Source organism: Polaribacter sp. Asnod6-C07 (genome assembly GCF_045063625.1).
In the GTDB taxonomy this organism is placed as follows: Bacteria; Bacteroidota; Bacteroidia; order Flavobacteriales; family Flavobacteriaceae; genus Polaribacter; species Polaribacter vadi_A.
In genome coordinates, this window is sequence record NZ_JBEFOF010000005.1 from 1,119,738 (window position 1) to 1,143,053 (window position 23,316).

The 23,316-nt window shown below is 29.6% G+C and carries 22 protein-coding genes; 9 read left to right on the forward strand and 13 right to left on the reverse strand.

The window, feature by feature from the left end:
• Positions 1-3: 3 nt before the first annotated feature.
• From ACJJVK_RS04500 to ACJJVK_RS04520, 5 genes are all read right to left on the reverse strand, one after another.
• Complete coding sequence (locus ACJJVK_RS04500; RefSeq protein WP_405563623.1) at positions 4-2,016, reverse strand: fumarate reductase/succinate dehydrogenase flavoprotein subunit; 2,013 nt, start codon at positions 2,014-2,016, stop codon at positions 4-6.
• A 13-nt stretch (positions 2,017-2,029) separates the two neighbouring features.
• Positions 2,030-2,707 (reverse strand): succinate dehydrogenase cytochrome b subunit, encoded by a 678-nt coding sequence (locus tag ACJJVK_RS04505; protein ID WP_405563625.1) that lies wholly within the window; start codon positions 2,705-2,707, stop codon positions 2,030-2,032.
• Positions 2,708-2,947: 240 nt separating this feature from the next.
• Positions 2,948-4,618: an ArnT family glycosyltransferase gene (locus ACJJVK_RS04510; protein WP_405563627.1), complete on the reverse strand. Its 1,671-nt coding sequence runs from the start codon at positions 4,616-4,618 to the stop codon at positions 2,948-2,950.
• 81 nt (positions 4,619-4,699) lie between these two features.
• Positions 4,700-5,320, reverse strand: coding sequence for a DUF6973 domain-containing protein (locus tag ACJJVK_RS04515; RefSeq protein WP_405563630.1), 621 nt, complete (start codon positions 5,318-5,320; stop codon positions 4,700-4,702).
• A gap of 69 nt (positions 5,321-5,389) precedes the next feature.
• Complete coding sequence (locus ACJJVK_RS04520; RefSeq protein ID WP_405563632.1) at positions 5,390-8,218, reverse strand: glycosyl hydrolase; 2,829 nt, start codon at positions 8,216-8,218, stop codon at positions 5,390-5,392.
• Between the two features lie 151 nt (positions 8,219-8,369).
• Here ACJJVK_RS04520 and ACJJVK_RS04525 point away from each other — a divergent pair, with 151 nt between their 5' ends.
• From ACJJVK_RS04525 to ACJJVK_RS04535, 3 genes are all read left to right on the forward strand, one after another.
• Positions 8,370-8,636 (forward strand): GlsB/YeaQ/YmgE family stress response membrane protein, encoded by a 267-nt coding sequence (locus tag ACJJVK_RS04525; RefSeq protein ID WP_215994250.1) that lies wholly within the window; start codon positions 8,370-8,372, stop codon positions 8,634-8,636.
• A 143-nt stretch (positions 8,637-8,779) separates the two neighbouring features.
• Positions 8,780-10,087, forward strand: coding sequence for a DEAD/DEAH box helicase (locus ACJJVK_RS04530; RefSeq protein WP_215994249.1), 1,308 nt, complete (start codon positions 8,780-8,782; stop codon positions 10,085-10,087).
• A 56-nt stretch (positions 10,088-10,143) separates the two neighbouring features.
• Positions 10,144-11,439, forward strand: a complete 1,296-nt coding sequence (locus ACJJVK_RS04535; RefSeq protein ID WP_405563635.1) for an aminopeptidase P family protein — start codon at positions 10,144-10,146, stop codon at positions 11,437-11,439.
• Between the two features lie 64 nt (positions 11,440-11,503).
• Here the strand turns inward: ACJJVK_RS04535 and ACJJVK_RS04540 are convergent, their stop codons facing one another.
• Positions 11,504-12,508, reverse strand: coding sequence for a sugar kinase (locus ACJJVK_RS04540; protein WP_215994247.1), 1,005 nt, complete (start codon positions 12,506-12,508; stop codon positions 11,504-11,506).
• 225 nt (positions 12,509-12,733) lie between these two features.
• A complete protein-coding gene (locus tag ACJJVK_RS04545; protein ID WP_405563638.1) occupies positions 12,734-13,519 on the reverse strand; it encodes an alpha/beta fold hydrolase in 786 nt (261 codons plus the stop codon).
• A 195-nt stretch (positions 13,520-13,714) separates the two neighbouring features.
• Between ACJJVK_RS04545 and ACJJVK_RS04550 the strand changes: the two genes are divergently transcribed.
• The 4 genes from ACJJVK_RS04550 to ACJJVK_RS04565 all read left to right on the forward strand — a co-directional run bounded on the left by ACJJVK_RS04550 (position 13,715) and on the right by ACJJVK_RS04565 (position 17,056).
• Positions 13,715-14,038, forward strand: coding sequence for a hypothetical protein (locus ACJJVK_RS04550; protein ID WP_405563641.1), 324 nt, complete (start codon positions 13,715-13,717; stop codon positions 14,036-14,038).
• Between the two features lie 140 nt (positions 14,039-14,178).
• Positions 14,179-14,958: an MbnP family protein gene (locus ACJJVK_RS04555; RefSeq protein ID WP_405563644.1), complete on the forward strand. Its 780-nt coding sequence runs from the start codon at positions 14,179-14,181 to the stop codon at positions 14,956-14,958.
• Between the two features lie 54 nt (positions 14,959-15,012).
• The gene (locus ACJJVK_RS04560) at positions 15,013-16,062 is read left to right on the forward strand and encodes a cytochrome-c peroxidase (protein WP_405563646.1); all 1,050 of its coding nucleotides are present in this window, start codon (positions 15,013-15,015) and stop codon (positions 16,060-16,062) included.
• The gene (locus ACJJVK_RS04565) at positions 16,037-17,056 is read left to right on the forward strand and encodes a hypothetical protein (RefSeq protein WP_405563648.1); all 1,020 of its coding nucleotides are present in this window, start codon (positions 16,037-16,039) and stop codon (positions 17,054-17,056) included. Before ACJJVK_RS04560 ends, ACJJVK_RS04565 begins: the two co-directional genes overlap by 26 nt.
• A gap of 49 nt (positions 17,057-17,105) precedes the next feature.
• Here the strand turns inward: ACJJVK_RS04565 and ACJJVK_RS04570 are convergent, their stop codons facing one another.
• Complete coding sequence (locus ACJJVK_RS04570; RefSeq protein WP_405563649.1) at positions 17,106-17,972, reverse strand: winged helix-turn-helix domain-containing protein; 867 nt, start codon at positions 17,970-17,972, stop codon at positions 17,106-17,108.
• Between the two features lie 121 nt (positions 17,973-18,093).
• Between ACJJVK_RS04570 and ACJJVK_RS04575 the strand changes: the two genes are divergently transcribed.
• Positions 18,094-18,669 carry a YceI family protein gene (locus ACJJVK_RS04575; RefSeq protein WP_405563652.1) on the forward strand — a complete coding sequence of 192 codons (576 nt, stop codon included), beginning with the start codon at positions 18,094-18,096 and terminating at the stop codon, positions 18,667-18,669.
• Positions 18,666-19,244: a hypothetical protein gene (locus ACJJVK_RS04580; RefSeq protein WP_405563654.1), complete on the forward strand. Its 579-nt coding sequence runs from the start codon at positions 18,666-18,668 to the stop codon at positions 19,242-19,244. The genes ACJJVK_RS04575 and ACJJVK_RS04580 overlap by 4 nt, the downstream gene beginning before the upstream one ends.
• Positions 19,245-19,292: 48 nt before the next feature.
• Here ACJJVK_RS04580 and ACJJVK_RS04585 read toward each other — a convergent pair whose 3' ends face one another.
• From ACJJVK_RS04585 to brnQ, 5 genes are all read right to left on the reverse strand, one after another.
• Positions 19,293-19,667 (reverse strand): plastocyanin/azurin family copper-binding protein, encoded by a 375-nt coding sequence (locus ACJJVK_RS04585; RefSeq protein WP_405563657.1) that lies wholly within the window; start codon positions 19,665-19,667, stop codon positions 19,293-19,295.
• A 31-nt stretch (positions 19,668-19,698) separates the two neighbouring features.
• Entirely contained in the window at positions 19,699-20,247 is a 549-nt protein-coding gene (locus ACJJVK_RS04590) for a carboxymuconolactone decarboxylase family protein (RefSeq protein ID WP_405563659.1), read from the reverse strand.
• A 274-nt stretch (positions 20,248-20,521) separates the two neighbouring features.
• A complete protein-coding gene (gene trxA / locus ACJJVK_RS04595; protein ID WP_405563662.1) occupies positions 20,522-20,836 on the reverse strand; it encodes a thioredoxin in 315 nt (104 codons plus the stop codon).
• 312 nt (positions 20,837-21,148) lie between these two features.
• Entirely contained in the window at positions 21,149-21,988 is an 840-nt protein-coding gene (locus ACJJVK_RS04600) for a helix-turn-helix domain-containing protein (protein WP_405563665.1), read from the reverse strand.
• 51 nt (positions 21,989-22,039) lie between these two features.
• Positions 22,040-23,314, reverse strand: coding sequence for a branched-chain amino acid transport system II carrier protein (brnQ, locus tag ACJJVK_RS04605; protein ID WP_405563668.1), 1,275 nt, complete (start codon positions 23,312-23,314; stop codon positions 22,040-22,042).
• Between the last annotated feature and the right edge of the window lie 2 nt (positions 23,315-23,316).

Genomic DNA, 23,316 nt, shown 5'->3' on the forward strand with positions numbered 1-23,316 from the left:
CTTTTATTTGTATGAACGTTGTTTCAATTCAATGTCGTTAAACTCTAATTCTTCTTTATGTAAAACTGCATCAGCAGGTTCTCCTTTATACTCCCAAGCAGCAGCAAATGCAAAGTTTACATCATCACGTTTTGCTTCACCTTTTTGTGGTCCAGATTCTTCTGCAGATTCTTCTCTAAAATGTCCTCCACAAGATTCTTCTCTCATTAAAGCATCTTTTGCAAATAATTCTCCTAACTCTAAGAAATCTGCAACTCTACCTGCTTTTTCTAATTCTGGATTTAATTCGTCAGAGCCTCCAGGTACAGAAACTTCTTTCCAAAATTCTTCACGAATTGCTTTAATTTCTGCCATTGCTTCTTTTAAACCAGCTTCGTTTCTAGACATACCTGCTTTATCCCACATAACTTTACCAAGTTTTTTATGGAAATAATCTACAGATTTTGTTCCTTTATTATTTACAAAGAAATCTATTCTGTCTTTTACTTCTTTTTCTGCTGCTTCAAATTCTGGAGTTTCTGTTGATATTTTTCCTGTTCTAATATCATCAGCTAAATAATCTCCAATAGTATATGGTAATACAAAATAACCATCTGCTAAACCTTGCATTAATGCAGAGGCTCCTAATCTGTTTGCACCATGATCAGAGAAGTTTGCTTCTCCAATACAATAACATCCAGGAATGGTTGTCATTAAGTTATAATCTACCCAAACACCACCCATTGTATAGTGTACTGCAGGATAAATCATCATTGGAGTTTCGTATGGATTTTGATCTACGATTTTTTCGTACATCTGAAATAAGTTACCATATTTAGCTTCAACTATTTTTTGACCTAATTCGTATATTTTTGCATCAGAAGGATTGTTAATATTATGAATTTTTGCTTGTTCAGTTCCATATCTAGTAATTGCAGAAGCAAAATCTAAATACACAGCTTCACCAGTTGCATTAACTCCATAACCAGCATCACAACGTTCTTTTGCTGCTCTAGATGCTACATCTCTTGGTACTAAATTACCAAAAGCTGGGTAACGTCTTTCTAAATAATAATCTCTTTCTGCTTCAGATAAATCTGTAGGTTTTTTCTTACCTTCTCTAATTGCTAAAACATCCTCCATGTTTTTTGGCACCCAAATTCTACCATCATTTCTTAATGATTCAGACATCAATGTTAATTTAGATTGATAATCTCCTGAACGTGGAATACATGTTGGGTGTATTTGTGTATAACATGGATTTGCAAAATAAGCTCCTTTTTTGTGGATTTTCCATCCTGCAGTAACATTAGAACCCATTGCATTGGTTGATAAGAAATATACGTTTCCATAACCACCAGAAGCAACAACAACAGCATGTGCTGAGTGTCTTTCTATTTCTCCTGTAATTAAATTACGTGCTATAATTCCTCTTGCTTTACCATCAACAATAACAACGTCTAACATTTCGTGTCTGTTAAACATTTCTATTTTACCACGAGCAATTTGTCTATTCATTGCAGAATAAGCTCCTAATAATAATTGCTGACCTGTTTGCCCTTTTGCATAAAAAGTTCTAGAAACTAAAACCCCACCAAAAGAACGATTGTCTAACAAACCACCATAATCACGTGCAAAAGGTACTCCTTGTGCCACACATTGATCTATAATATTTGCAGAAACCTCAGCAAGCCTATATACGTTTGCTTCTCTAGATCTATAATCTCCTCCTTTTACAGTATCGTAAAATAATCTGTAAGTAGAATCGCCATCTCCTTGGTAATTTTTTGCTGCATTAATACCTCCTTGAGCTGCAATAGAATGCGCTCTTCTTGGAGAATCTTGATATGCAAATGCTTTAACATTGTAGCCTAATTCTGCTAATGTTGCAGAAGCAGAACCACCTGCTAAACCTGTACCTACAACTATAACATCTATATGACGTTTGTTTGCAGGGTTTACTAAATTAATTTTATTTTTATAATCTGTCCATTTATCTTTAATTGGACCTTTTGGTACTTTTGAATCTAAAGCCATGCTAATATTAAGATTAATGGTTATTAAATAAATGATGATACAATGCAATAATTATAAACCCTAAAGGAATAATAATTGAATATGCTTTACCAAAGTTTTGTAATGCTTTTTTACGACCTGCTGTAGAACCCATAGATTGAAAAGCAGAAGTAAAACCATGTGCTAAGTGCAAACCTAAAAACACAAATGCAATTACGTAAGCACCAACTCTTAATGGGCTATGAAATTTTTCTACTAATTCATGAAAGTATCTCATTTCTCCATTGTGCATTCCAGACATATCTCCAACAACATATTTTGTGTTTAATTCTGGAATCCAAAAATCGATAAAGTGTAAAATGATAAAAGCAAGAATTGCAATTCCGCTATAAATCATATTTCTACTCATCCATGTAGAATTAGCTGCTCCATTGTTTTTAGCATAAGCAACTCCTTGTGCTTTTTTGTTTTTTAATTCTAAAATAAAACCCATTACAAAATGAAAAACAACTCCAATTATTAAAACTGGCTGTAATGCAAATTGGACTAAAGGATTTGTTCCCATAAAATGAGAAGCTGTGTTAAATGCATCTTCACTAAAAAGTGACAGTAAATTAACTGATAAATGCATTATTAAAAAAAACATGAGGAAGAAAGCAGAAAGCGCCATTGCTACTTTCCTTCCAATTGAAGATTTGAAAAATCCGCTCATTGTGTAGTTAAGTTAAAATTGTGTTTACAAAAATACACCTTAAACAAATGGATAGCAAAGAAATTAGAACGTTTTCAATGGTATTTAGAACTATTTTAAATAAATTGGTTAAACGTTTAACAAAAAGCTTAAAAAATGTTATTTTTAAACGTTTTTAAGTAATTATAACTTAAAAAGTTATAAACTTTCTTTTTTAGCAAAAAAGACATTGCAAAAAAAGTTCTAAAAACTTAGCTTATTTTATAATTGAGTTAAAAAAGCTTCATCCTTTCTTTTATAAAGTACAAATTCTGTTAAACTATTTGCTCTTTTTTTAGGGTAAAAAAACTTTAGTTGAATATTCTCTTGATTATAATGCCTAAACCTTTTTTCTATTATATAATCTTTTAAAATTTTTGCTGTACTAACACTATCAATTAAAAAAGACAACACAAATTCTGATTCTAATTTTTCGTCTTTTGGTAAAACTCTAAACTTGGTTACTGAAGAATTAGCGTAAAAATCGAATACATTAGGTATTTTACCAATAGTTACTACTGATTTAGCTGCATAATTATCATTTAAGTACTCTGCTGCATATATACCTGCTCTATAATTGCTAACCTTAGCGTAAACATTTACACTTGCATATAAATTTAACACAATAGATATACAACCAGAAAACACTACATATTTAATTGTTCTAGTTAACTTAATGTTGTTTAATTTTATAATAACAGCAACCAATAATAAAATACATATTGATGTAAAATAGATGTTTGACTTAGAAATTATCGTTAAAAAAAACAATAGAAACACACCTAAAACTATAAATAATAATTGTGTTATGTTTATGATTTTTTTCTCTTTTTTTGAAAAAGAATTATTTAAAGTATTTGCCACCAAAACTGCATAAAAAGGAAAAACAATCGAAATATAATGTGGTAATTGAAATTTAGATATCGAAAATAGCATCAACATAAATAGACCACCAAAAAAAGTATAATTTTCTGCTATTTTATCTTTCTTAAATAATTGTTTTCCTCTTTTAAAAAAAGCTATATATAACAAAATACACCAAGGAAAAAAAGCCCAAACTAAGGTGTGTAAAAAGAAAGAAACATCTCCTTTAGATCTTGTAATTGGTCCAGAATTTATTAATCTACTAAATTGACTATCCCAAAGAAACCACCTGATTCCAGAAACTCCTTTTTTACCAAAAACCTCTTTACCTAATTGACTATCAAACTGAACATATAGTGCATAAATTTCTGGTAAAATGAAAATAAAAATCAACAGAAAAATAAAAACCCATCTCCAGGAAATTAGTTCTTTTAGGCTTATTTTATTGTAAAATAGATGTCCAAAAATTCCGCCAAAAATAGGCACAATTATAAAGATACCTTTGGTCATAATTGCAATAGCAACAAATACAGAAACCAAAGTTAAATGGCCTAATTTCTTTTGATAAAAACCTGCATCAAAATGATAAATACTAGCAATAATTGCCAACATTAAATAAGGTTCTATTCTACCTTCTGTACTTGCCATAAAAGTATATTGTGCAGTTGCCAAAACAAAAACACTTAACCAAGCAGTAGTTTTGTGATAATATTTATTAGCAAATTTAAAAGTGTAAATAAACGAACCAAAAATAGAAAGTGTAATTGGTAAAAAATATGAAAACGGACTTACACCAAAACATTTAAAGAACAAAGCAGCAACCCAAAAAGGAAAGTGTGGTTTATCTAACCAATCTTTATGATTGTGAATTAGTGATAGAAAATCGCCAGTTTCTATCATGTGCTTACTTAAAGTTCCATACAAGGCTGCATCATCTATATAAAAATCTAAAAATAAATTATAGATATAAATACCTAAACAAGCTGTAAGTATTGTAAATAAATAAGGAATTATTGTTCTATAAACCATTATACTTCTATTAAGAAATTATGATTTATAAAAGTAATAACAGCCTTGTTATGTAATAATTAAGTTAAGTTTAAACTGATTTTAATTTTGAGAGTTAGATGTTACCAAACATTTATTATTCTTCCATTTTCCTTTTAAATCTTCTGTAAGAATAACATCACCTTTACAATTTAAAAAATTACCTTTTTTATCTTTTTTGATAATTTTCATTTTACCTGCTAAAATTGCGTTAATAACTCTAAATATTAATCCGTTTTTAGAGGTTTCACTTCCTTTTACTATTAGCTTTAAACCTTGTTCATTATTCCATAAATCCATATCTGAAGATATTTTATCTGGCAAAAAACCATCTTCTAACTTATTCTTTTTAAAAGTTAGGTAATTTTCTTTTTCATGCGCTTTTCCTAAAGTTTTAGCTGCAGATTTACCAATTTCTTGATGCAATCTTGCCATCCAAAAGGCGTGTCTAAAAGCATCTACTTGTCCACCAGAAACATCACCATCTAATAAATCTGTTTTAGCAATAGAATCTGATATTCTTATGGTTTCTTCAGAAATCAATAAAGCTTTTTTTGCTTTAAAAGGGTGCAAGGCCACCCAACTCTTTAAAGGTTTAGATAGCTTTAAAAACTTATTAAAATTAGATTGTGCATTTATAGTAATAGCTAAAAACAAGCAAAAACAAATTACTGAAGTCTTCATAATTCAAATATATAAAACCTCACAAATATTAAAATCTGTGAGGTTTGTAAAATAGCTATTTTAAAAAAATTACTTAATTTGGAAATCACTTTTAGCATCACCAATTTTTACTACATATTTACCTTTTGGCAAATAGTAAACATCATTTTGAGCGGCTTTTACTTTAGCTTTTTCATTGGCTTTTTTATACGCTTTAAGACCATTTTTAGAGAAAGTTACATCAAAAGAAAATGCATTAAACCCTTTATCTGCATCTACAGAAATTGAGTTTACTTTTACATCATCTTTATAAATATTTACAACCGTTTTTGTTTTAGTTTTAGAGTAAAAAGGAATACTCAATTCTGGCTCGTTTGCAGCTCTCCACTGACTCCTAGAACGCCCCCAATTTCTGCTTTGTCTAATATCTGAAATAGTAAAAATATGGGTAGATTTTGATAAAACTTCTTTGGTCATTTTTTGAATAGGTGCAATATCTGCCTTATATAAACTACGACCATGTGTACCAACTATTAAATGTTTTGCTGTTGGCTGAACTACCAAATCGTGTACTGCAACATTTGGCAAGTTTTTACTAAAAACACTCCAAGAAGTTCCTTTATCAAAAGAAACATATAAACCATTGTCTGTACCTAAATACAAAACATTTTCATTTGCTGGGTCTTCTTTAATTACGTTTACAGCAGCTGTAGGAATTGATTCCCCAATATTTTTCCAGGTTTGCCCATAATCATCAGACATATACACATAAGGTGTAAAATCATCAGATCTATAACCATTTAAAGTTGCATAAACTCTTTCTTTTTTGTGAGCTGAAGCAATTACTCTTGTAACCCATAAATCTTGTGGTAAATTGTTAGAAACTCTAGACCAAGAACCTCCACCATTTTTTGTTAGGTTGATGTAACCATCATCAGAACCTACGTAAATCAATCCAAATTGAAAAGAGCTTTCTGAAATTGTAGTTAATGTTCCGTAAGCAACATTTCCTTTTTTACCTCCAGTTGTTAAATCGTCAGAAATGGTTTCCCAATCATCACCTTGATTTAAAGATCTGTGTAATTTATTACCACCTAAATATAAAATATCTTGATTGTGTTTTGACAATAAAATAGGAGTTTGCCAATTGAAACGATAAGGAGTTTCGCCTAAAGTATGTTTTGGCTGAATGTAAGTATTTCTTCCTTCTCTATCAATTCTAAAGTAGTTTCCAAATTGATAACCTGTGTACACAATATTCGGATTTCTATCATCTACCTGAACTTGCATACCATCTCCACCCATAATAGATTCGTAAGGGTTTTGACCTGATTGTTGCCAACGCTTATCAATTCTTGCATTGTTTGCGCCAACCCAAACTCCATTATCTTGCAAACCACCATACACTTTATAGTTTTTTTGATTGTCTGCATACACAGCATAAAATTGACCAACTGCAGGATCGTTTAATTTAGTCCAGTTTTCTCCATCATCATAAGAAAGGTTTAAACCACCATCATTACCATTTAAAATATGACCCGATTTTTTAGGATTTACCCACAAAGCTTGGTGATCTGAATGCACGTTTTCTCTACTGATAGATGTAAACGTTTTTCCACCATCTTTAGATTTTATGATAGGTACACCTAAAACGTAAATTCCGTTTTCGTCTTGTAAATCTACTCTAATTTCTCCAAAATAATAACCATAAGAACTGTACACACCATTTAAAAAATCGGTGTGAGTTTTTTTCCAAGATTTACCACCATTTGTAGTTTTAAAAACCTCTGCTCCAATAACTGGAGTATCGAATAACATAGAATTGGCATCTTCTAAATAACTTGCTAAATCTACAGGTTTTACAGAACCTACTCTAACCATTTGCTTTACATTTTGAGCTCTGTATTTTTCTTGAAATCCATTGTTTTTTAAATAGGTATTTAATTTTTTATCCTCTAATTTTAATAAATCGTCTTTAGACATGGTTTTAAAATCGTCTTTAGACAATTCATAAGAAGTTTTTTTATCTGCATCTTTTGGTCTTCTAAATTGACTATCATGCAAAGCATACACTGTATTTGCGTTAAAAACAGCCAAACCAATTCTACCTACTCCATCACCTACAGGAAAACCACTTTTATCGCTAATTTTTGTCCACGTACTTCCTGCATCTGTACTTTTATAAATTGCAGAATTTTTTCCATCACCATCAAAATTCCAAGCTTTACGTTCTCTTTCCCAAGAAGCAGCATACATAATATTAAAGTTTTCTGGCGCAAAAGCAACGTCTATAACCCCTGTATCATTATTAATAAATAAAGGGTTTGTCCAAGTTTTACCACCATCAACAGTTTTAAAGATTCCTCTTTCTTTGTTTGATGAATATAAATGACCAATAACACCAACTACAACTTCATCAGTATTATTTGGGTTGATGACAATTCTACTAATATGATGAGAATCTAACAATCCAACATTTACCCAAGTTTTACCTTTATCCGTAGATTTTAGCATACCTATACCTGCGTAACTAGATCTTGATGAATTTTTTTCTCCTGTACCTACCCAAATTGTTCCTGAGTTCCAGTCTACAGCAATATCACCAATATTTTGTGTTGGAGAATTGTCTAAAAGAGGTGTAAAAGTGGTTCCATTATTATTTGTATACCATAAACCACCTGAAGCATAACCAACATAAAATTCTGTTGTATTATTAGGGTTTACAGCAACATCTACAACTCTACCACTCATAACAGTTGGTCCAATATTTGTAAAATTGATGTTTTTAACCAAAGAAGAAGTCATCATTTTAGATTTCTTGGTTAAAGATTGATTTACGTCTGATGCGCTTGTGGTTTTTTGTTGACCAAAAACAATTGTTGAAAATAAAACGAAACTTAAGAGTAATGCTTTTTTCATAAAAAAAGGAAGTATTAGTTATTGATTGGTTATAATTTACCTGTATAAGGCTATTTTTTTGACTAAAATATTAGTTTTTAAGGACTTCTTTTAGAATTTACTGTTAATTTTTATTAATTTGCGATTAATTAATCAATTAAATTTTTTAAAAATGGGATTATTGTACACGATAATTATTGGTGCTATTTGTGGTTATATAGCAGATGTATTAATGAGAGATAATGGTTTTGGACTATTAGTAAATATTATTATTGGTATTGCTGGTAGTTTTGTTGGTGATTGGCTTTATGGACAATTAGGCATAAAAATTAACGTAAACCCATACTGGTTAGAAGATATTATAGTTGGTGCTACTGGTGCCATTGTAATTTTATTTTTAGTTGGTATTTTACGAGGAAGTCGTGCCAAAAGAAGATAAATATTAAAATAGTACAGATAAAAAAAAGGTGCTTAAATGCATCTTTTTTTATTTACAGTAAATAACAATACATAAGCAAAAGAATCAACCTACATTTGCATTCTATTAGAAATGATGAAAAAATTGTTTCTTAAATACCATTTATGACATTTAAATCTTTAGGCTTATCTGATGCCTTTATAAAAGCAGTAGAAGAAAAAGGATACACAACTCCATCTCCTATTCAGCAAAAAGCAATACCACATATTTTACAAGGAAAAGACGTTTTGGCATCTGCACAAACAGGTACAGGAAAAACAGCAGGTTTTACCTTACCAGTTTTACAATATTTAACAGAAACAAAACACCCAAAATATAGACCTTTACGTGCTTTAGTTTTAACACCAACAAGAGAATTAGCTGCACAAGTTTACGATAATGTAAGAGAATACAGTAAATACGTAAACATAAAATCTGCAGTTGTTTTTGGTGGGGTTAAACCAGCATCGCAAATTGCTACACTAAAAAGAGGTGTAGATATTTTAGTAGCAACACCTGGTAGATTACTCGATTTGCACGATCAAAAAGCGGTGTCTTTTAAAAGAATCGATGTTTTAATTTTAGATGAAGCTGATAGAATGCTAGATATGGGTTTTGTTAGAGACATTAACAAGATTATTAGTTTTATGCCAGAAAAACGTCAGAACTTAATGTTTTCTGCTACTTTTTCTAAGGATATAAAAAAGCTTGCTAATGGTATTTTAAAAAATCCTGTAGAGGTAGAAACTGCTCCACAAAATTCTACTGCAAAAAAAGTAACACACAGTGTTTTTAAAGTTGATAAAAAAAGAAAAACAGAGTTTACTGTTAAATTGATAAAAGAAAATAATTGGAACCAAGTTTTAATTTTTACCAGAACAAAACACGGTGCCAATAGATTAACTCAAAATTTAATAAAATCCAAAATTTCTGCAGCTGCCATTCATGGAAATAAAAGTCAAGGAGCAAGAACAAAAGCATTAAGAGATTTTAAAGATAATTCCATTAGAATATTAGTAGCAACTGATATTGCTGCACGTGGTTTAGATATTCCATTATTACCACACGTAATCAATTACGAATTACCAAATGTACCTGAAGATTATGTACACAGAATTGGTAGAACAGGTAGAGCAGGTGCAAAAGGAGAAGCCATTTCTTTGGTTTGTAGCGAAGAAACTGAATATCAAAAAGAAATAGAAAAACTACTCAAAGAAAAATTAAATTCTACTATTGTAGAGGGTTTTGAGCCAACAGATACTACTGCACCAAAAAGAGCTGCTACACAAAGTAAAGGTTCTTTTGGTAAGAAAAAAAGTGCAAACTCTCAAGGAAGTAAACCTAAAAGAAAACCTCATTTTAAAGGAAATAAACCAGCTGGCTCCTCTTCTGGAAGAGGAAGAACAGGAGCTCCTAAAAAGAAACGTTTTTAGCTTGATTTTTTTCTGATGATATTATCATTACATTTGTATAGTAAATTCAATTTCATATGAAATATCATCCTATAAACTCAGCCTTATTTATCAAAAATCGTCAAAATTTTGCTTCACAAATGAAGTCAAAAAGTATTGCTGTTTTTAACTCTAATGACATTTATCCTATTAGTGCAGATAGCACAATGCCTTTTGAGCAACATAGAGATATTTTTTATTTAAGTGGTGTAGACCAAGAAGAAAGCATCTTGCTACTTTTTCCTGATTGCCCAAATGAAAGTTTAAGAGAAGTGCTTTTTGTTAGAGAAACTAATGAACATATAGCAGTTTGGGAAGGTGAAAAACTTACCAAAGAAGCTGCATTTATTACTTCTGGTATTAAAACTGTGTATTGGTTACAAGATTTAGAAAAAGTACTTTTCGAAATGAGTGCCTATGCAGATCGTTTTTATATTAATACCAATGAACATTACAGAGCTGCTGTAGAAACAGAAACTCGTGAAGATAGATTTACAAAATGGTTATTAGCAAAATATCCTGCACATTCTGTAGCAAAAAGCAATCCTATTTTGCAACGTTTACGTTCTGTAAAAGATCAAATAGAATTAGATTTAATGCAACATGCTTGCAACATTACTGAAAAAGGATTCAGAAGAATTTTAAACTTTGTAAAACCAGATGTTTGGGAATATGAAATTGAAGCAGAATTATTACATGAATTTGTAAAAAACAGATCTAAAGGATTTGCTTATACACCAATTATAGCATCAGGAAATAATGCCAATGTTTTGCATTATATAGAAAACAATCAACAATGTAAAAGTGGCGATTTAATTTTGTTTGATATTGCTGCAGAATACGCAAATTATAAAAGTGATTTATCTAGAACAATACCTGTATCTGGTCGTTTTACTGAAAGACAAAAGGCGGTTTACAATGCTGTTAATCATGTGAAAAAAGAAGCTACTAAAATGCTAAATCCTGGTGTTTTATGGAAAGAGTATCATGTAGAAGTTGGTAAAGTAATGACATCAGAATTGTTAAAATTAAATTTATTAGACAAAGCTGATGTACAAAATGAAGACCCTAATTGGCCAGCTTATAAAAAATACTTTATGCATGGCACAAGTCATAACATTGGTTTAGACACCCATGATTATGGTTTACTATACGAACCAATGCAAGCAAATATGGTTTTTACAGTAGAACCAGGTATTTATATACCAGATGAAGGTTTTGGTATTCGTTTAGAAGATGATGTTGTAATTCAAGAAAATAGATCTCCATTTAATTTGATGCAAAACATACCCATAGAAGCAGATGAAATTGAGGATTTAATGAATCCTTCTTAAAAAAAGATATAAAAAAAGGCAAGAAGATTAACTTTCTTGCCTTTTTTTATATTGTATCTTAAACCTATCGTTTTAAACGACCAGTTGTATTTCCTTCTAAAATATTAATTACATCTCTTTCTGTGGCGTAATTTACATCCCCCATATACGTATGTTTTATTGCACAAGCTGCGCTACCAAATTCCATAGCTTTATAATCGTCAAATTTTTGTAAACCATGAATTATCCCAGCTGCATAAGCATCACCTGTACCAATTCTATCTATAATATGTGTAATATCTAAATCTTCAGTTTCTTTAAACTCTTTACCATTCCACATTCTGGCTCTAATTTTATGCCAAGAAGAATTAATTGAAGTTCTAATTTTATCAAAAACTTTTTCTATAGATGGAAATTTCTCTATTAGTTCTTTACTAGCTTTAATAAAATCTTCATTAGAAAAAGAATAATCTGTACCTAAAAGTTCATTTATTTCATTTACACCACCTATAAATATGGTAGAATAACTTACTAACTCTGTTAAAACCTCTTTAGGGTCTTCTCCATATTTCCACAGTCCACTTCTGTAAGTTGGGTCTGCAGAAATTTGCATTCCTTTTTCTTTAGCCAACTTTAAACCTGCTAATAAAGTATCTCTACTTCCTTTGTTTAAAGCAGGTGTAATCCCTGTCCAATGAAACCATTTTCCTTTTTTTAATGCATTTTCCCAATCTACCATTTCTGGTTGAATTTCAGAAAAAGAAGAGTGAGATCTGTTGTAAGAAATAGAACTAGGTCTCATAACTGCACCTACTTCTAAGAAGTATACACCTAAAGGTCTTCTAGAACGTACAATTGCAGAAGTGCTTACATCAAATTTTCTTAAATAAGAAATAGCTGTATCACCTATAAAATCATCAGAAATACAAGAAATATGTTTTACGTTACCACCAAAATTGGCAATAGAAATACTTACGTTTACTTCTGTACCTCCAAAATAAAACTCAACATTATTAGATTGAATAAACTTTTTATTTCCACGTGGAGAAATTCGCATTAATACCTCTCCAAATGTAATTATCTGATTCATATTAAAATCTTTTATACAGCAAAGATACTTCATAAAAACCTATAAAAAGATTATTTTATTTGTAATTATTTAGCAAAAAACATATAGATAAAACATCTCGAAAACCCTACCAATAAAGGGTTTTATAGAATTATAATTTTATCAGAAGAAAAAAATAAATGAGAAAAAATAGACAAAAAGTTAAAAATTAAGGAAATTGGTTAACCAATTTTACAAGTAATTTAACTATCCTTTTAAAGAAGTAATAAAACGAATTGTTTGGCTATTAAACGCATCTGGTTGCTCTACATTAACCACGTGTCCACAATTTTCAATTACAAAAAGTGATGCTTTTTTATGCAGCTTTACAATATTTTCTATGGATGGTAAAAACAGATGATCTTCTGCACCCATAATATAAAATGTAGGTATATTAATATCTTTAGTTCTAAAAAAACGCAATAAAGGATTAATTTCTGATGTTAATTTAAACCAACGTAAAAATTCTTTTTGATATAATTTTTTAGCCTCATTTACAAAGAGTGATCTTGATTTTTTATGATTTTTCTTTGGCATAATTATAAAAGCAAACAGCTTGTACAATAACATATAAGGCACTACAGATTTAAAAATATTACCTACTTTCATTAATACTTGCGAGCGAAAATTCATTTTAATAATAGCACCACCCATTATCATGCTTTGTACTAATGTTGGCTTTTTTTCAGCTAAATTTCTTATTAAAATTGTACCCAAAGAAATACCTACAAAATGAGATTTTTCAATTTTTAAATGGTCTATTACCTCAACAATATCTGCAGTTATAGAATCGAAAGTATATTTAGGATTAAATGTATCCTTTAGCTTTGGCTTGCTATTTCCATGACCTCTTAAATCTAAAATCAACACATTAAAGTGCTTCTTAAAATCGCGAACTTGCTTGTACCAAATAGAACTACTACCTCCTGCACCATGTACAAAAGTTACCCATTCTTTAGCGGTTTTATGAGGATATGAATAGTAATTTAACAAGTGCGTTTATTAAAATTATAAAATTACAAACGCAAAAATAGGCTTTTTAATTTTATTGTAATTAAAACCTAAATTTTAACTTACATAAGTAAACTAAACTCCTAAGTAAATTTTATATTTGCAAAAATTTTTTTTCTGAAAAAAACGATCTGCATAATAGTATTTATAGCTTTTGCTTTTAGACCCATATATCACTTGGCATATATTGGCTATTATCAATTAAATATAGATTACATTATAGAAACTTATTGTGTAAATAAAAATAAACCAGAGTTACAATGTAATGGTAAATGTCATTTAGCAAAACAAATTTCTAATGATATAGATACTTCTGATGATGATGTAAAAGGTATAAACATTATTACTGATGCTTTTTTTCCTGTTTTTCTTCAAAAAAACGACGAATACCTTGCAAAACATTTCACGTTTTATCAGAAAAAAACAATCAGAAACAAGAACTCTTTACACTCTTATTCTTTTCTAAATAAATTAGAACAACCACCAGATTTTCTTTCTTAAATAGTTATTACACTAAAACCTTTTTAGTACACTTTTTATAGATTTTTTTCTATAAAAACCTGTTGTGCTACAACAAATTAAAATCTATTTACTAAGAACTAAAATACGATTAAAAAAACACGTATTTAAAAAAGAAAATCATGAAAATCACAAAATACTTAATTGCATCATTTATTGCATTATCAATTACAGCTTGTTCATCAGAAGACGAAGAAATAATTACAGGAGAAGGTAAAGTTACCTTAGAATTCGATAATTCTTATTTAACATCAGATTTATTATTAAGCACTGCTTCTTATTCTGCTAATGAATCTGAAGAAATTAAAATTTCTGATGTAAAGTACATTGTAAGTAACATCCGTTTAGAAAACGAGGAAGGAGAGGTTTTTACCTATCCAAAAGAAGATTCTTACTTTATTGTAAGCGAAACAGATACAGATTCTCAATTTATAAGCCTTTCTAATATACCTGCAGCAGATTACACAAAAATTACTTTTGGTATTGGTGTAGATCAAGAAAAATATTTAGAAGGCGCAACTGGTCAAGGAGACTTTTTAACCTTGGCACAAGATGCAGGTATGATGTGGTCTTGGCAAGCTGGTTATAAGTTTTTTGTTTTTGAAGGGCTTTACACATCAGACGTAACCACTACAGAAACTGCTTTTGCATTTCATATGGGTAGTCATGGTTCTTCTGTAGACAATTACAAAGAAGTTACTTTAAGTTTAACAAACTCTGCAAGAGTAAGAACAAACTCAACTCCAGAAATTCATGTAGTTGCAGATCTTGCTAATATTTTATCTGGTACAACAACCTTTTTGTTAGACGATGCTGCTCAAATTCATGTAGATGCAGTAAAATCACCACAAATTGCAACCAATGTTAATGGTATGTTTGTAGTAGATCACGTACATAATTAATCTTTTTTTAGATAACGCAACCAGAATTTATCTGGTTGCGTATTAATTATAAATATGAAAAAAATAATTCTATTTTTTTTAGCAATCAGCTCGTTTATTTCTTGTGATAAAGAGGAAGTTTATACTGCTGTACCCAATTATATAGACTTGCAAGTACCTAGTAATTTCCCGGATTTGGAATATGATTTATCTAAAAACCCTTTAACTGATGAAGGTGTTGCTTTAGGTAAAAAATTATTTTACGAAGGCAGATTGGCTTCAGATAATATTATTGCCTGCGGATTTTGTCATGAACAGGCATCTGCATTTACACATCATGGACACACTGTTAGTCATGGAGTTGATGGTGCAACAGGATTTAGAAACACACAACCTATACAAAATTTAGCATTTTTTACTGAATTTACTTGGGATGGAGCAGCAATTCATTTAGATCTACAACCTATAATACCTATTACAAGTGAAGTAGAAATGAATGAAACCATACCTTCTGTTTTGGCAAAATTGAGTTCTTATACTGAATATGAACAATTATTTACCAATGCTTTTGGTGATGCAGAAGTTACATCAGAAAGAATGTTAAAAGCACTTTCTCAGTTTATGGTAACTATGATTTCTGGCAATTCTAAATACGATAAAGTTGTTAGAAACGAAGAAAATGCAACTTTTACAACAGCAGAAAGTGAAGGTTTAGAAATTTTTAATAATAAATGTGCCACTTGTCATTCTGGTGCTTTATTTACTGATAAAACTTACAGAAATAACGGAGTTCCTTACAATACAAAATTCCCAGAAGAAGAAGGTAGAAAACGCGTTTCTGGTTACGAATCTGATTTTTACAAATTTAGAGTACCAAGTTTACGAAACGTAGCTTTATCTTTTCCTTATATGCACGATGGAAGATTTGGAACCTTAGAAGACGTTCTTAATTTTTATACAGGTGGAATGACCGAAAATGGAGGAATTGTAGATCCTTTATTAGTAAAAAACAATGGCAGTTTAGGTATCGATTTAACTTCGGATGAAAAAACTGCTTTAATTGCTTTTTTAAATACATTAACAGATAATACATTTTTAAATGATGAACGTTTTGCAGAATATTAAAATAAAAAAATCAATAGTCTTTTTAGGATTTGTATTGCTTAGTTATCAAAGTTTTGCAAATCATAATTATAAAAATTGTTCTAATCACGAGCCAGATTCTTTTGAGTTTTTCTTTTGCGATTTATGCGGATGCTCAACAAGCAGTGGTTCTTTTGGTTTAGGAACTTTAAACAACGCTAGCTTTGTTGGTGTGCGATATATTTATCAAACATTTGAATCTAAAGATGGTATTTTTACAAACTCGCCAACAAGCGAAGAAAATTTTCATACCTATCAACTTTGGGGAAGATTGCCTATTAATGAAAAATTATATGTGAGTGCCATTTTACCATATCAAGATTTAAAAAGAACTTATACAGACAGAGAAGAAAATATTAATGGTTTTGGAGACGCAACAATAATGAGTTGGTACAAATTTAAGTTTTACAAAAAAGTAGATGAAGAAAAGGCTAAATTGTATACAAACGTACAAAAAGAACCTTCAGGACATTCTTTAGAAATTGGTTTGGGAGCAAAATTACCAACAGGTAAATTCGAACAAATTTTAACAGACAGAGTAAACCCTGGTTTTCAGTTAGGAACTGGTAGTTTAGACGGTATTTTGGGACTTGCACATAGTTATGGAGCAGATAAATTTGGTGTAAATACTAGTTTAACTTACTATTTTAAAAATGAAAATAAGAATGAATATAAGTTTGGGAATCAGTTTAGTTATGCTTCTAATTTCTTTTATGCAATTTCTAAAGAAAAATACATGCTTTTGCCATTTATAGGGCTTTCTGGTAATATTTATGATAAAATTGAACAATATCAAGAAGAAATTCCGAAAACAGATGGTAACGTTTTTAACGGAACTTTTGGTGCAGAAATAACCACCAAAAATTTTATTATTGGTGCAAATTACACCTTACCAATTTCTCATAATTTATTTGGTGGTAATGTTACTCCAAAACAATCTTTATCTATTTATTTAAACTTTAATTTAAATAATTAAAACAAAAAATGATGTAAAAAAAAGACGAACAGAAATATTCGTCTTTTTTTTATTTTGTCTCTAACTTATAACCAACTCCATGTACATTTGTTAGCTTAATATTTTTATCTTCTTGTAGTTTTTTTCTTAATTTAGAAATGTAAGTATCTAAACTTCTACCCACAATTACTCCATTATCTTCCCATACTTTTTTGGTAAGCTCTTCTCTTTTTATAACCTGATTTACGTTTAAAACAAAAATCTTTAACAACTCACATTCTTTTTTAGACAATGCTATTTCTTTGGCTTTTTGTACCAACTTATTTTGCTCTGGATAAAAAATAAAACTCCCTAAAAAAAGAGGTTTATTATTGTTGTTTTCTTGTTCATTTTTCTGTTTTTTACTCCTAAAAAACATTCTATATAAAATTCCAATAATTAAAGGAATAAAAAAATAAAAAAGTAAATTATAATTAAAAATTGATTCTTTTTTTTCTAGAAATTGTACATCAATAATGTAGCATTTTATAGGTAAAACTCTTCCTGCACAAGGAATAATTGTTTTTTCTTTTTTTGAGTTTATCTCATAACTATATGCTACTTCATTATTTAAACATTCAACAACCTCTACTCTATAATTTTTATGAATTGATGTTTTTTCTAAATTGTTTTTAATACTTTTTACAAGTATACTTGGTTCAAAAAAAAGTTCTTTTTCAAAAGAAATACTAAATTTTAAATCATCAATCTCTTTTATTGGTAAAACTAATGATGTAGAATCTTTATTGGTAAGTAATAATTGATTTCCTACTTGCCTTAAAGCAATTTTTACTTTTTTAGAAAAGTCTATATTTTCTTTTTTCTGAGGATAAAAGCTCCAAATAAAAAATGGTAAAAGCAGAAATAAAAAAAGTGAAAAAAGTTTCTTTTGAATCATATTGATACAAATAACCTACAATTTTATTAAATTTTACAACTGTTGACACTTCTTTTACATTTTTTTGACACTTTTTTTCGGATACTGAAATAGTTTTACATCAAACTTAAAAAATACTATTATGATAAAAAAAATAGCTGGACTAATTATTATTTCTTGTTTTACTTTACAAATAACAGGACAAGTAAAAATAAATTTAAATACTCAAAAAAGTTCTATTATTTGGGAGGGAACTAAGTTATTTAATTTTGGAACTCATGATGGAACTGTAAATTTTAAAGAAGGAGAAATTGTTGTAAAAGACAGCAAAATTATAAGTGGTCGTTTTATTATTGATATGAATTCAATAAAATCTAACGAAAAAGAAAATTGGGTATTTGACCTTGTTGAGCATTTAAAACACAAAGATTTTTTTGATGTAAAAAACAATCCAACATCAAAAATTGTATTTACTAACATAAAATATATTGATGATGGTTTTGTGCAAATTACAGCAGATCTAACCATTAATAAAATCACAAAATCGGTCTTTTTTGTAGCAAACCAAAATGATGAAAAAAAACAGTTAGAAACCCGTTTAAAAATAGACAGAACAGATTTTAACATTACATATAAATCTCAAGGAAATACAAGTGTAAAAGATCATATTATTTCTGATGCAATTTCTTTTAAAGTACTTTTAAATTTTTTAAAATGAAAAAATTACTAATCGTTATTTTACTTCTTTGTACAGTTTTTACTTTCGGACAAAAAAATGAATTCAATTTAATAAAATTAGATTCTACTTGGGGACAAGAAGTATTGCGTTTTCCAGCAAGAAATATGGATTATATTGGAGTTGGAGATATTCGTTTTCCGCCAAAAGGTTGGATAAATCCAGAACACACTTTTTTTTGGTCTTATACCTATGCTTGGAGCATTAATGTAAACAGAAAAATTCCTGAAAGTGAATTAGAAATAGATTTGGTAAAATATTTTAACAGTTTAAATAAAGTTGATGTAACTGATAAAACAAATTCACGAAAAGCTTCAGCAACTATAACAAAAGTAAAAAAGAAAAAATCGACTTCTTTCTATGAAGGAAAAGTATATACTTATGATCGTTTTGCAACCAACAAAAGGTTTACTTTAAACGTTAAAATTAAAAGTCGTTTTTGTAAAAAGACACAAAAAACGGTGTTGTTATTTACTTTTTCTCCAAAAGAATTTACGCATAAAGTTTGGCAAACTTTAAATAAAATTGAGTTAGAGAAAGGAGTTTGTAAAAACTAAAAAAGGCGAGCATTTCTGCTCGCCAATCATCATTTGAATTAAGAACAATTATTCTACTATCAAAGTATATTGTGGTGTTGGATTTAAAGGACAGAAATAAACATACTCTCCTTTTTTAAGCGTAACTTCTTTAGAAGTTTCTTTAGTGTTATTTTTTACTTGTGCAGTAACATAAGCATTTTTAATGTGTGCTTTTACATCCGCTTTTGGCGCTAAAACAAAACCTACATTATGACCAACATTTGTGTTTGCAATTTCAAAAATATAAGTTCCTTCTGATAAGGTAATTTGTTTTTGAGTAAACTCACCTTTTGTTTGTTCTAAAGAAACCGTTTTTACTGCTTCTTTCATCATTTTGTCTTGTGCATTTGTGTTAAATGCAAAACCTAATACTAATACTATTACTGCTACTAATTTTCTCATAATTTCTACTATTTAATTTATTATTTGTTATTTATATTGATAAAGATTCTAATGGTTCTGCAACAGGAAAATCTACAGGAACTTCTGTTGTTTTATGAAAGTAATTGGTAATGGTAATTTCGCCAATTAATAAAATTGCATCTGCTAAATTTCCTTTTGTATAACCTGCTTCGTAAAAGTTTTCTATAGCTTCTTGTGTTGCTGCTCCTCTGTTTAGTGCTACAGATTTTGCAAATTTTGATAAAGCATCTAATTTCGAATCAAAAGAAGCATTACCAGTTCTTAATTCTATAATTTGTGCATCTGTAAAACCATTCATTTTACCAATTGCAGTGTGTGCAGACAAACAATAAACACATTCGTTTACTTGACTTACAGCTAAATTTATTACTTCTTTTTCTTTCGCAGAAAAGCTTGTTTTTCCTTGCCCGAAAGCTAAAAAGTTACCTAATGCTGTTTCACTGTGTGCAAAAGATGCGTATAAATTTGGTACAAAACCCAATCCTTTTTCTAATTGATTAAATATTGCTTGGTTGTTTTCTGATACTTCGTTTTTTGTTGGTACATTAAATGTGCTCATAATTTCTATTTTTTATGCTGATATTTTTCAGCGATTGTTTTAACTATTTATTGTTTTTAATTTTATATTGTTAGCTTTTACACTCACAAAGTTGTTGCTCTGGACTTTGCTCATCGTAAGTTTGATATCCCCAACAATTAGGACATTGTGTACTTTCTATTGTTTTCATAATTTTTATTTTTTTAGTTGTTACTGATTGATACTGCAAAGATGCAACCAACATTAACCTTTAAAAATGGACAAAAGTTCCTTTGGTTTGGACAGTAAATTTTTTTTACTTTAATCTGTCTATTTTGCTTCTTAAATTTCTTTCTGTAATTAAACCTGTATGTTTATCTACTGCTTTACCTTCTTTAAAGAAAACCAAAGTTGGTATGTTTCTAATTCCGAATTTTGCTGCTAATTCTTGGTTGTTATCTACGTTTACTTTTTTAATTGTAACATCGTCTTTTAACTCGTCTGCTAATTTGTGAATTGTAGGTAATAATGTTTGGCAAGGGCCACACCAATCTGCATAAAAATCTAATAAAACAGTTGGGTTGTTTTTTATAATATCGTTTGCTTGAGTTTGTTCTAATTGTATTTCCATTTTTGTATTTGTTTTAGATTCCTGTTAACACAGGAAAGATGTTTTTAGAAATTATCTTAAAATGATTTGTTTCATTTACACTGCAAAGATGCAACCAAGACAAAGGTTTAAAAATGGACAAAAGTTCCTACTGTTTGGACAAGGAAATAAAGTTGGCAAAAATGCACGCGTGAAGGATTGAACAATTTGTTTGAGCTCTTTTAAAGTTTGATAAAACTTTAAAAAGCGAGTTGAGAAAGCCTGACTTTGTACTGATGATAATCAATACAAAGACACGCACAAATTAGTATTAAAATGATACAAGAAATAGGTTTAGTATTCCTTTTTAAATTGAAGTGGAGATTTTGAAATTGCCTTTGTAAAAAAGCGTGTAAAGTAAGCAGGATCGTTAAAACCGAGCTCAAAAGCAATTTCTTTAACGGTTTTGTCTGTGTAAATTAACAAACGCTTTGCTTCTAATAAAATGCGGTTTTTAATAAATTCTGATGGTGTTTTTGCACCCAATTTCTGAAAGTGTTTGGTAATCGATTTTGGCGAAAGTCCTAATCTATTTGCGTAATCTGTTACTGTGTGCATTGTTTTAAAATTATGCTCTACCAACAAACTAAAATCCTTAAATAAACGTGTTTCTGTGTCTTCTTTTATTACGTGATTTTCTTTTTTAATACGCACAGAATTTATAATGAATTGCTTTAAATAGGCTTGCAACATATCATATTGTGCAGTTTCGTTTTGCTGAAATTCTTCTATCAGATTTTCTAAAATATAGTTGAGTTTTTTGGTGTCTTTTTCGCAAGGTTTTACAAAAGGGGTTTCGTAAATATTGTTGAATAAAATTCCGTTACAAGCTACTTCTGCATCGTGTGTCTGTATGCAGTAAAAATCTCTTTTAAAAGTTAATTTATAAGCCGTTTTTATTTGTTCTGAATCTACAGTAAAAACTTGGCCTGGTGATAAGAAAAATAATACATTATCTGTAAAAGTGTATTGTTCAAAATCGATATTATAGATTCCACTTCCTTCTTGAATCCAATAAATGGAGTAGTTATTTTGTTGAATTGAATGATCTATTGTACAGGCTTTTTCAAATGCTACTGTGCTTACCGAAAAAATATCTTTAAAAGAATGTTTTGTGATGTCTTGAACTGCCAAATTTAAGTTTGTTTTGTTTGTTGGTCGTAAAAATTGATGGAAACTTAAACTCTATTTCGTTAACACTTTCTTCTTCAAATTCAACAATCCAAAAACCAAAATTGCTGGTAAAACCCAACCCAAACTATGTTTGGCTAAAGGAATTACATTTACAATTCCTGTTAAATTTTCTCTTGGGATGATAAACCCTAAAAAATCTGGAATACTAAAAATAAAGGTTACTAAAATTACACCTCTAAACACCAATTTAGAAGCGTATTTGTCTGGTACAATATTTAAAATAATCAGCATAATAGTTATTGGGTATAAAAACATTAATGCTGGCACTGCTATTGTAATAATAAAATCTACTTGATAACTACCCACAAAAACCCCAATAATTGAAGCAATAGCTGCTGTAAGTATGTAAGCTTTTTTAGAATCATTGCAAATTCCTTTTATATAATCTGCTGTACCTGTTACAATACCAACTGCTGTTGTAAAACAAGCCAAAGCCACTAAAACACTTAAAAAAGTAGCGCCTAAAGTTCCTAAAGTTTGTGTACTTAAACTGGTTAAAATTTCAGTTCTAGAAGCGTTTTCTACAAAGGTTGATGATAACAACGAACCACTTAAAATTAAACCTCCATAAATTAATAATAAACCTGTACCTGCTATAAAACCTGCTTGTCTAATTAATTTTCTTTTGGCATCAAAAGTGGTGTGTGAACTATAGTTTAATGAGATAATAATTACGGCTCCTACAACTACACCAGCAATGGCATCAAAAGTTTGGTAACCTTCTAAAATACCATCTACAAAAGGTTTTTTTAAAGTGGATGGATTTACTGTTCCTTGAGCTGTAAAAGTTACAATTGCAATAATTAGCAATAAAATAATTACAATAATTGGGGTTAAAAACTTACCAATTAAACTAATGATTTTGGAACGATTTACCGCAAAAATAAAAACCAATAAAAAGTAAATAATGCTGGTTAAAATTGGTGAGGAATCAAAAAATGGCTGAATTGCAATTTCGTGTGTAACTGCTGCAGTTCTTGGAGATGGAATTGCAACTGCTATAATGTAGATTAAAAAGCAAAAAATGGTGCTAAAAACCGGAGAAACTTTTTTTCCAAAATCATATAAAGTTCCTTGTAATTTAGCGTGTGCAAAAATTGCTAAAATAGGTATAGTAACTCCTGTAAGTACAAAACCTAAAACAACAATCCACCAATCTAAACCTGATTTTGCTCCCAAACTTGGAGGTAATATTAAATTTCCTGCTCCAAAAAAGAGTGAAAAAAGCGCAAAACCTGCAATCCAAATTTCTTTTGTTTTGTTCATAA

Excerpts from the sequence above, each read along its gene's own strand:
- ACJJVK_RS04500 (WP_405563623.1), bottom strand. The coding sequence starts at position 2,016 with ATGGCTTTAGATTCAAAAGTACCAAAAGGTCCAATTAAAGATAAATGG.
- ACJJVK_RS04565 (WP_405563648.1), top strand. The coding sequence starts at position 16,037 with ATGATGAACGTTTTGCAGAATATTAAAATAAAAAAATCAATAGTCTTT.
- ACJJVK_RS04580 (WP_405563654.1), top strand. The coding sequence starts at position 18,666 with ATGAAAAAATTACTAATCGTTATTTTACTTCTTTGTACAGTTTTTACT.
- ACJJVK_RS04585 (WP_405563657.1), bottom strand. The coding sequence starts at position 19,667 with ATGAGAAAATTAGTAGCAGTAATAGTATTAGTATTAGGTTTTGCATTT.
- ACJJVK_RS04525 (WP_215994250.1), top strand. The coding sequence starts at position 8,370 with ATGGGATTATTGTACACGATAATTATTGGTGCTATTTGTGGTTATATA.
- ACJJVK_RS04555 (WP_405563644.1), top strand. The coding sequence starts at position 14,179 with ATGAAAATCACAAAATACTTAATTGCATCATTTATTGCATTATCAATT.
- ACJJVK_RS04505 (WP_405563625.1), bottom strand. The coding sequence starts at position 2,707 with ATGAGCGGATTTTTCAAATCTTCAATTGGAAGGAAAGTAGCAATGGCG.
- ACJJVK_RS04560 (WP_405563646.1), top strand. The coding sequence starts at position 15,013 with ATGAAAAAAATAATTCTATTTTTTTTAGCAATCAGCTCGTTTATTTCT.
- ACJJVK_RS04575 (WP_405563652.1), top strand. The coding sequence starts at position 18,094 with ATGATAAAAAAAATAGCTGGACTAATTATTATTTCTTGTTTTACTTTA.
- ACJJVK_RS04520 (WP_405563632.1), bottom strand. The coding sequence starts at position 8,218 with ATGAAAAAAGCATTACTCTTAAGTTTCGTTTTATTTTCAACAATTGTT.
- ACJJVK_RS04510 (WP_405563627.1), bottom strand. The coding sequence starts at position 4,618 with ATGGTTTATAGAACAATAATTCCTTATTTATTTACAATACTTACAGCT.
- ACJJVK_RS04530 (WP_215994249.1), top strand. The coding sequence starts at position 8,780 with ATGACATTTAAATCTTTAGGCTTATCTGATGCCTTTATAAAAGCAGTA.
- ACJJVK_RS04515 (WP_405563630.1), bottom strand. The coding sequence starts at position 5,320 with ATGAAGACTTCAGTAATTTGTTTTTGCTTGTTTTTAGCTATTACTATA.
- brnQ (WP_405563668.1), bottom strand. The coding sequence starts at position 23,314 with ATGAACAAAACAAAAGAAATTTGGATTGCAGGTTTTGCGCTTTTTTCA.
- ACJJVK_RS04540 (WP_215994247.1), bottom strand. The coding sequence starts at position 12,508 with ATGAATCAGATAATTACATTTGGAGAGGTATTAATGCGAATTTCTCCA.
- ACJJVK_RS04535 (WP_405563635.1), top strand. The coding sequence starts at position 10,144 with ATGAAATATCATCCTATAAACTCAGCCTTATTTATCAAAAATCGTCAA.
- ACJJVK_RS04570 (WP_405563649.1), bottom strand. The coding sequence starts at position 17,972 with ATGATTCAAAAGAAACTTTTTTCACTTTTTTTATTTCTGCTTTTACCA.
- trxA (WP_405563662.1), bottom strand. The coding sequence starts at position 20,836 with ATGGAAATACAATTAGAACAAACTCAAGCAAACGATATTATAAAAAAC.
- ACJJVK_RS04590 (WP_405563659.1), bottom strand. The coding sequence starts at position 20,247 with ATGAGCACATTTAATGTACCAACAAAAAACGAAGTATCAGAAAACAAC.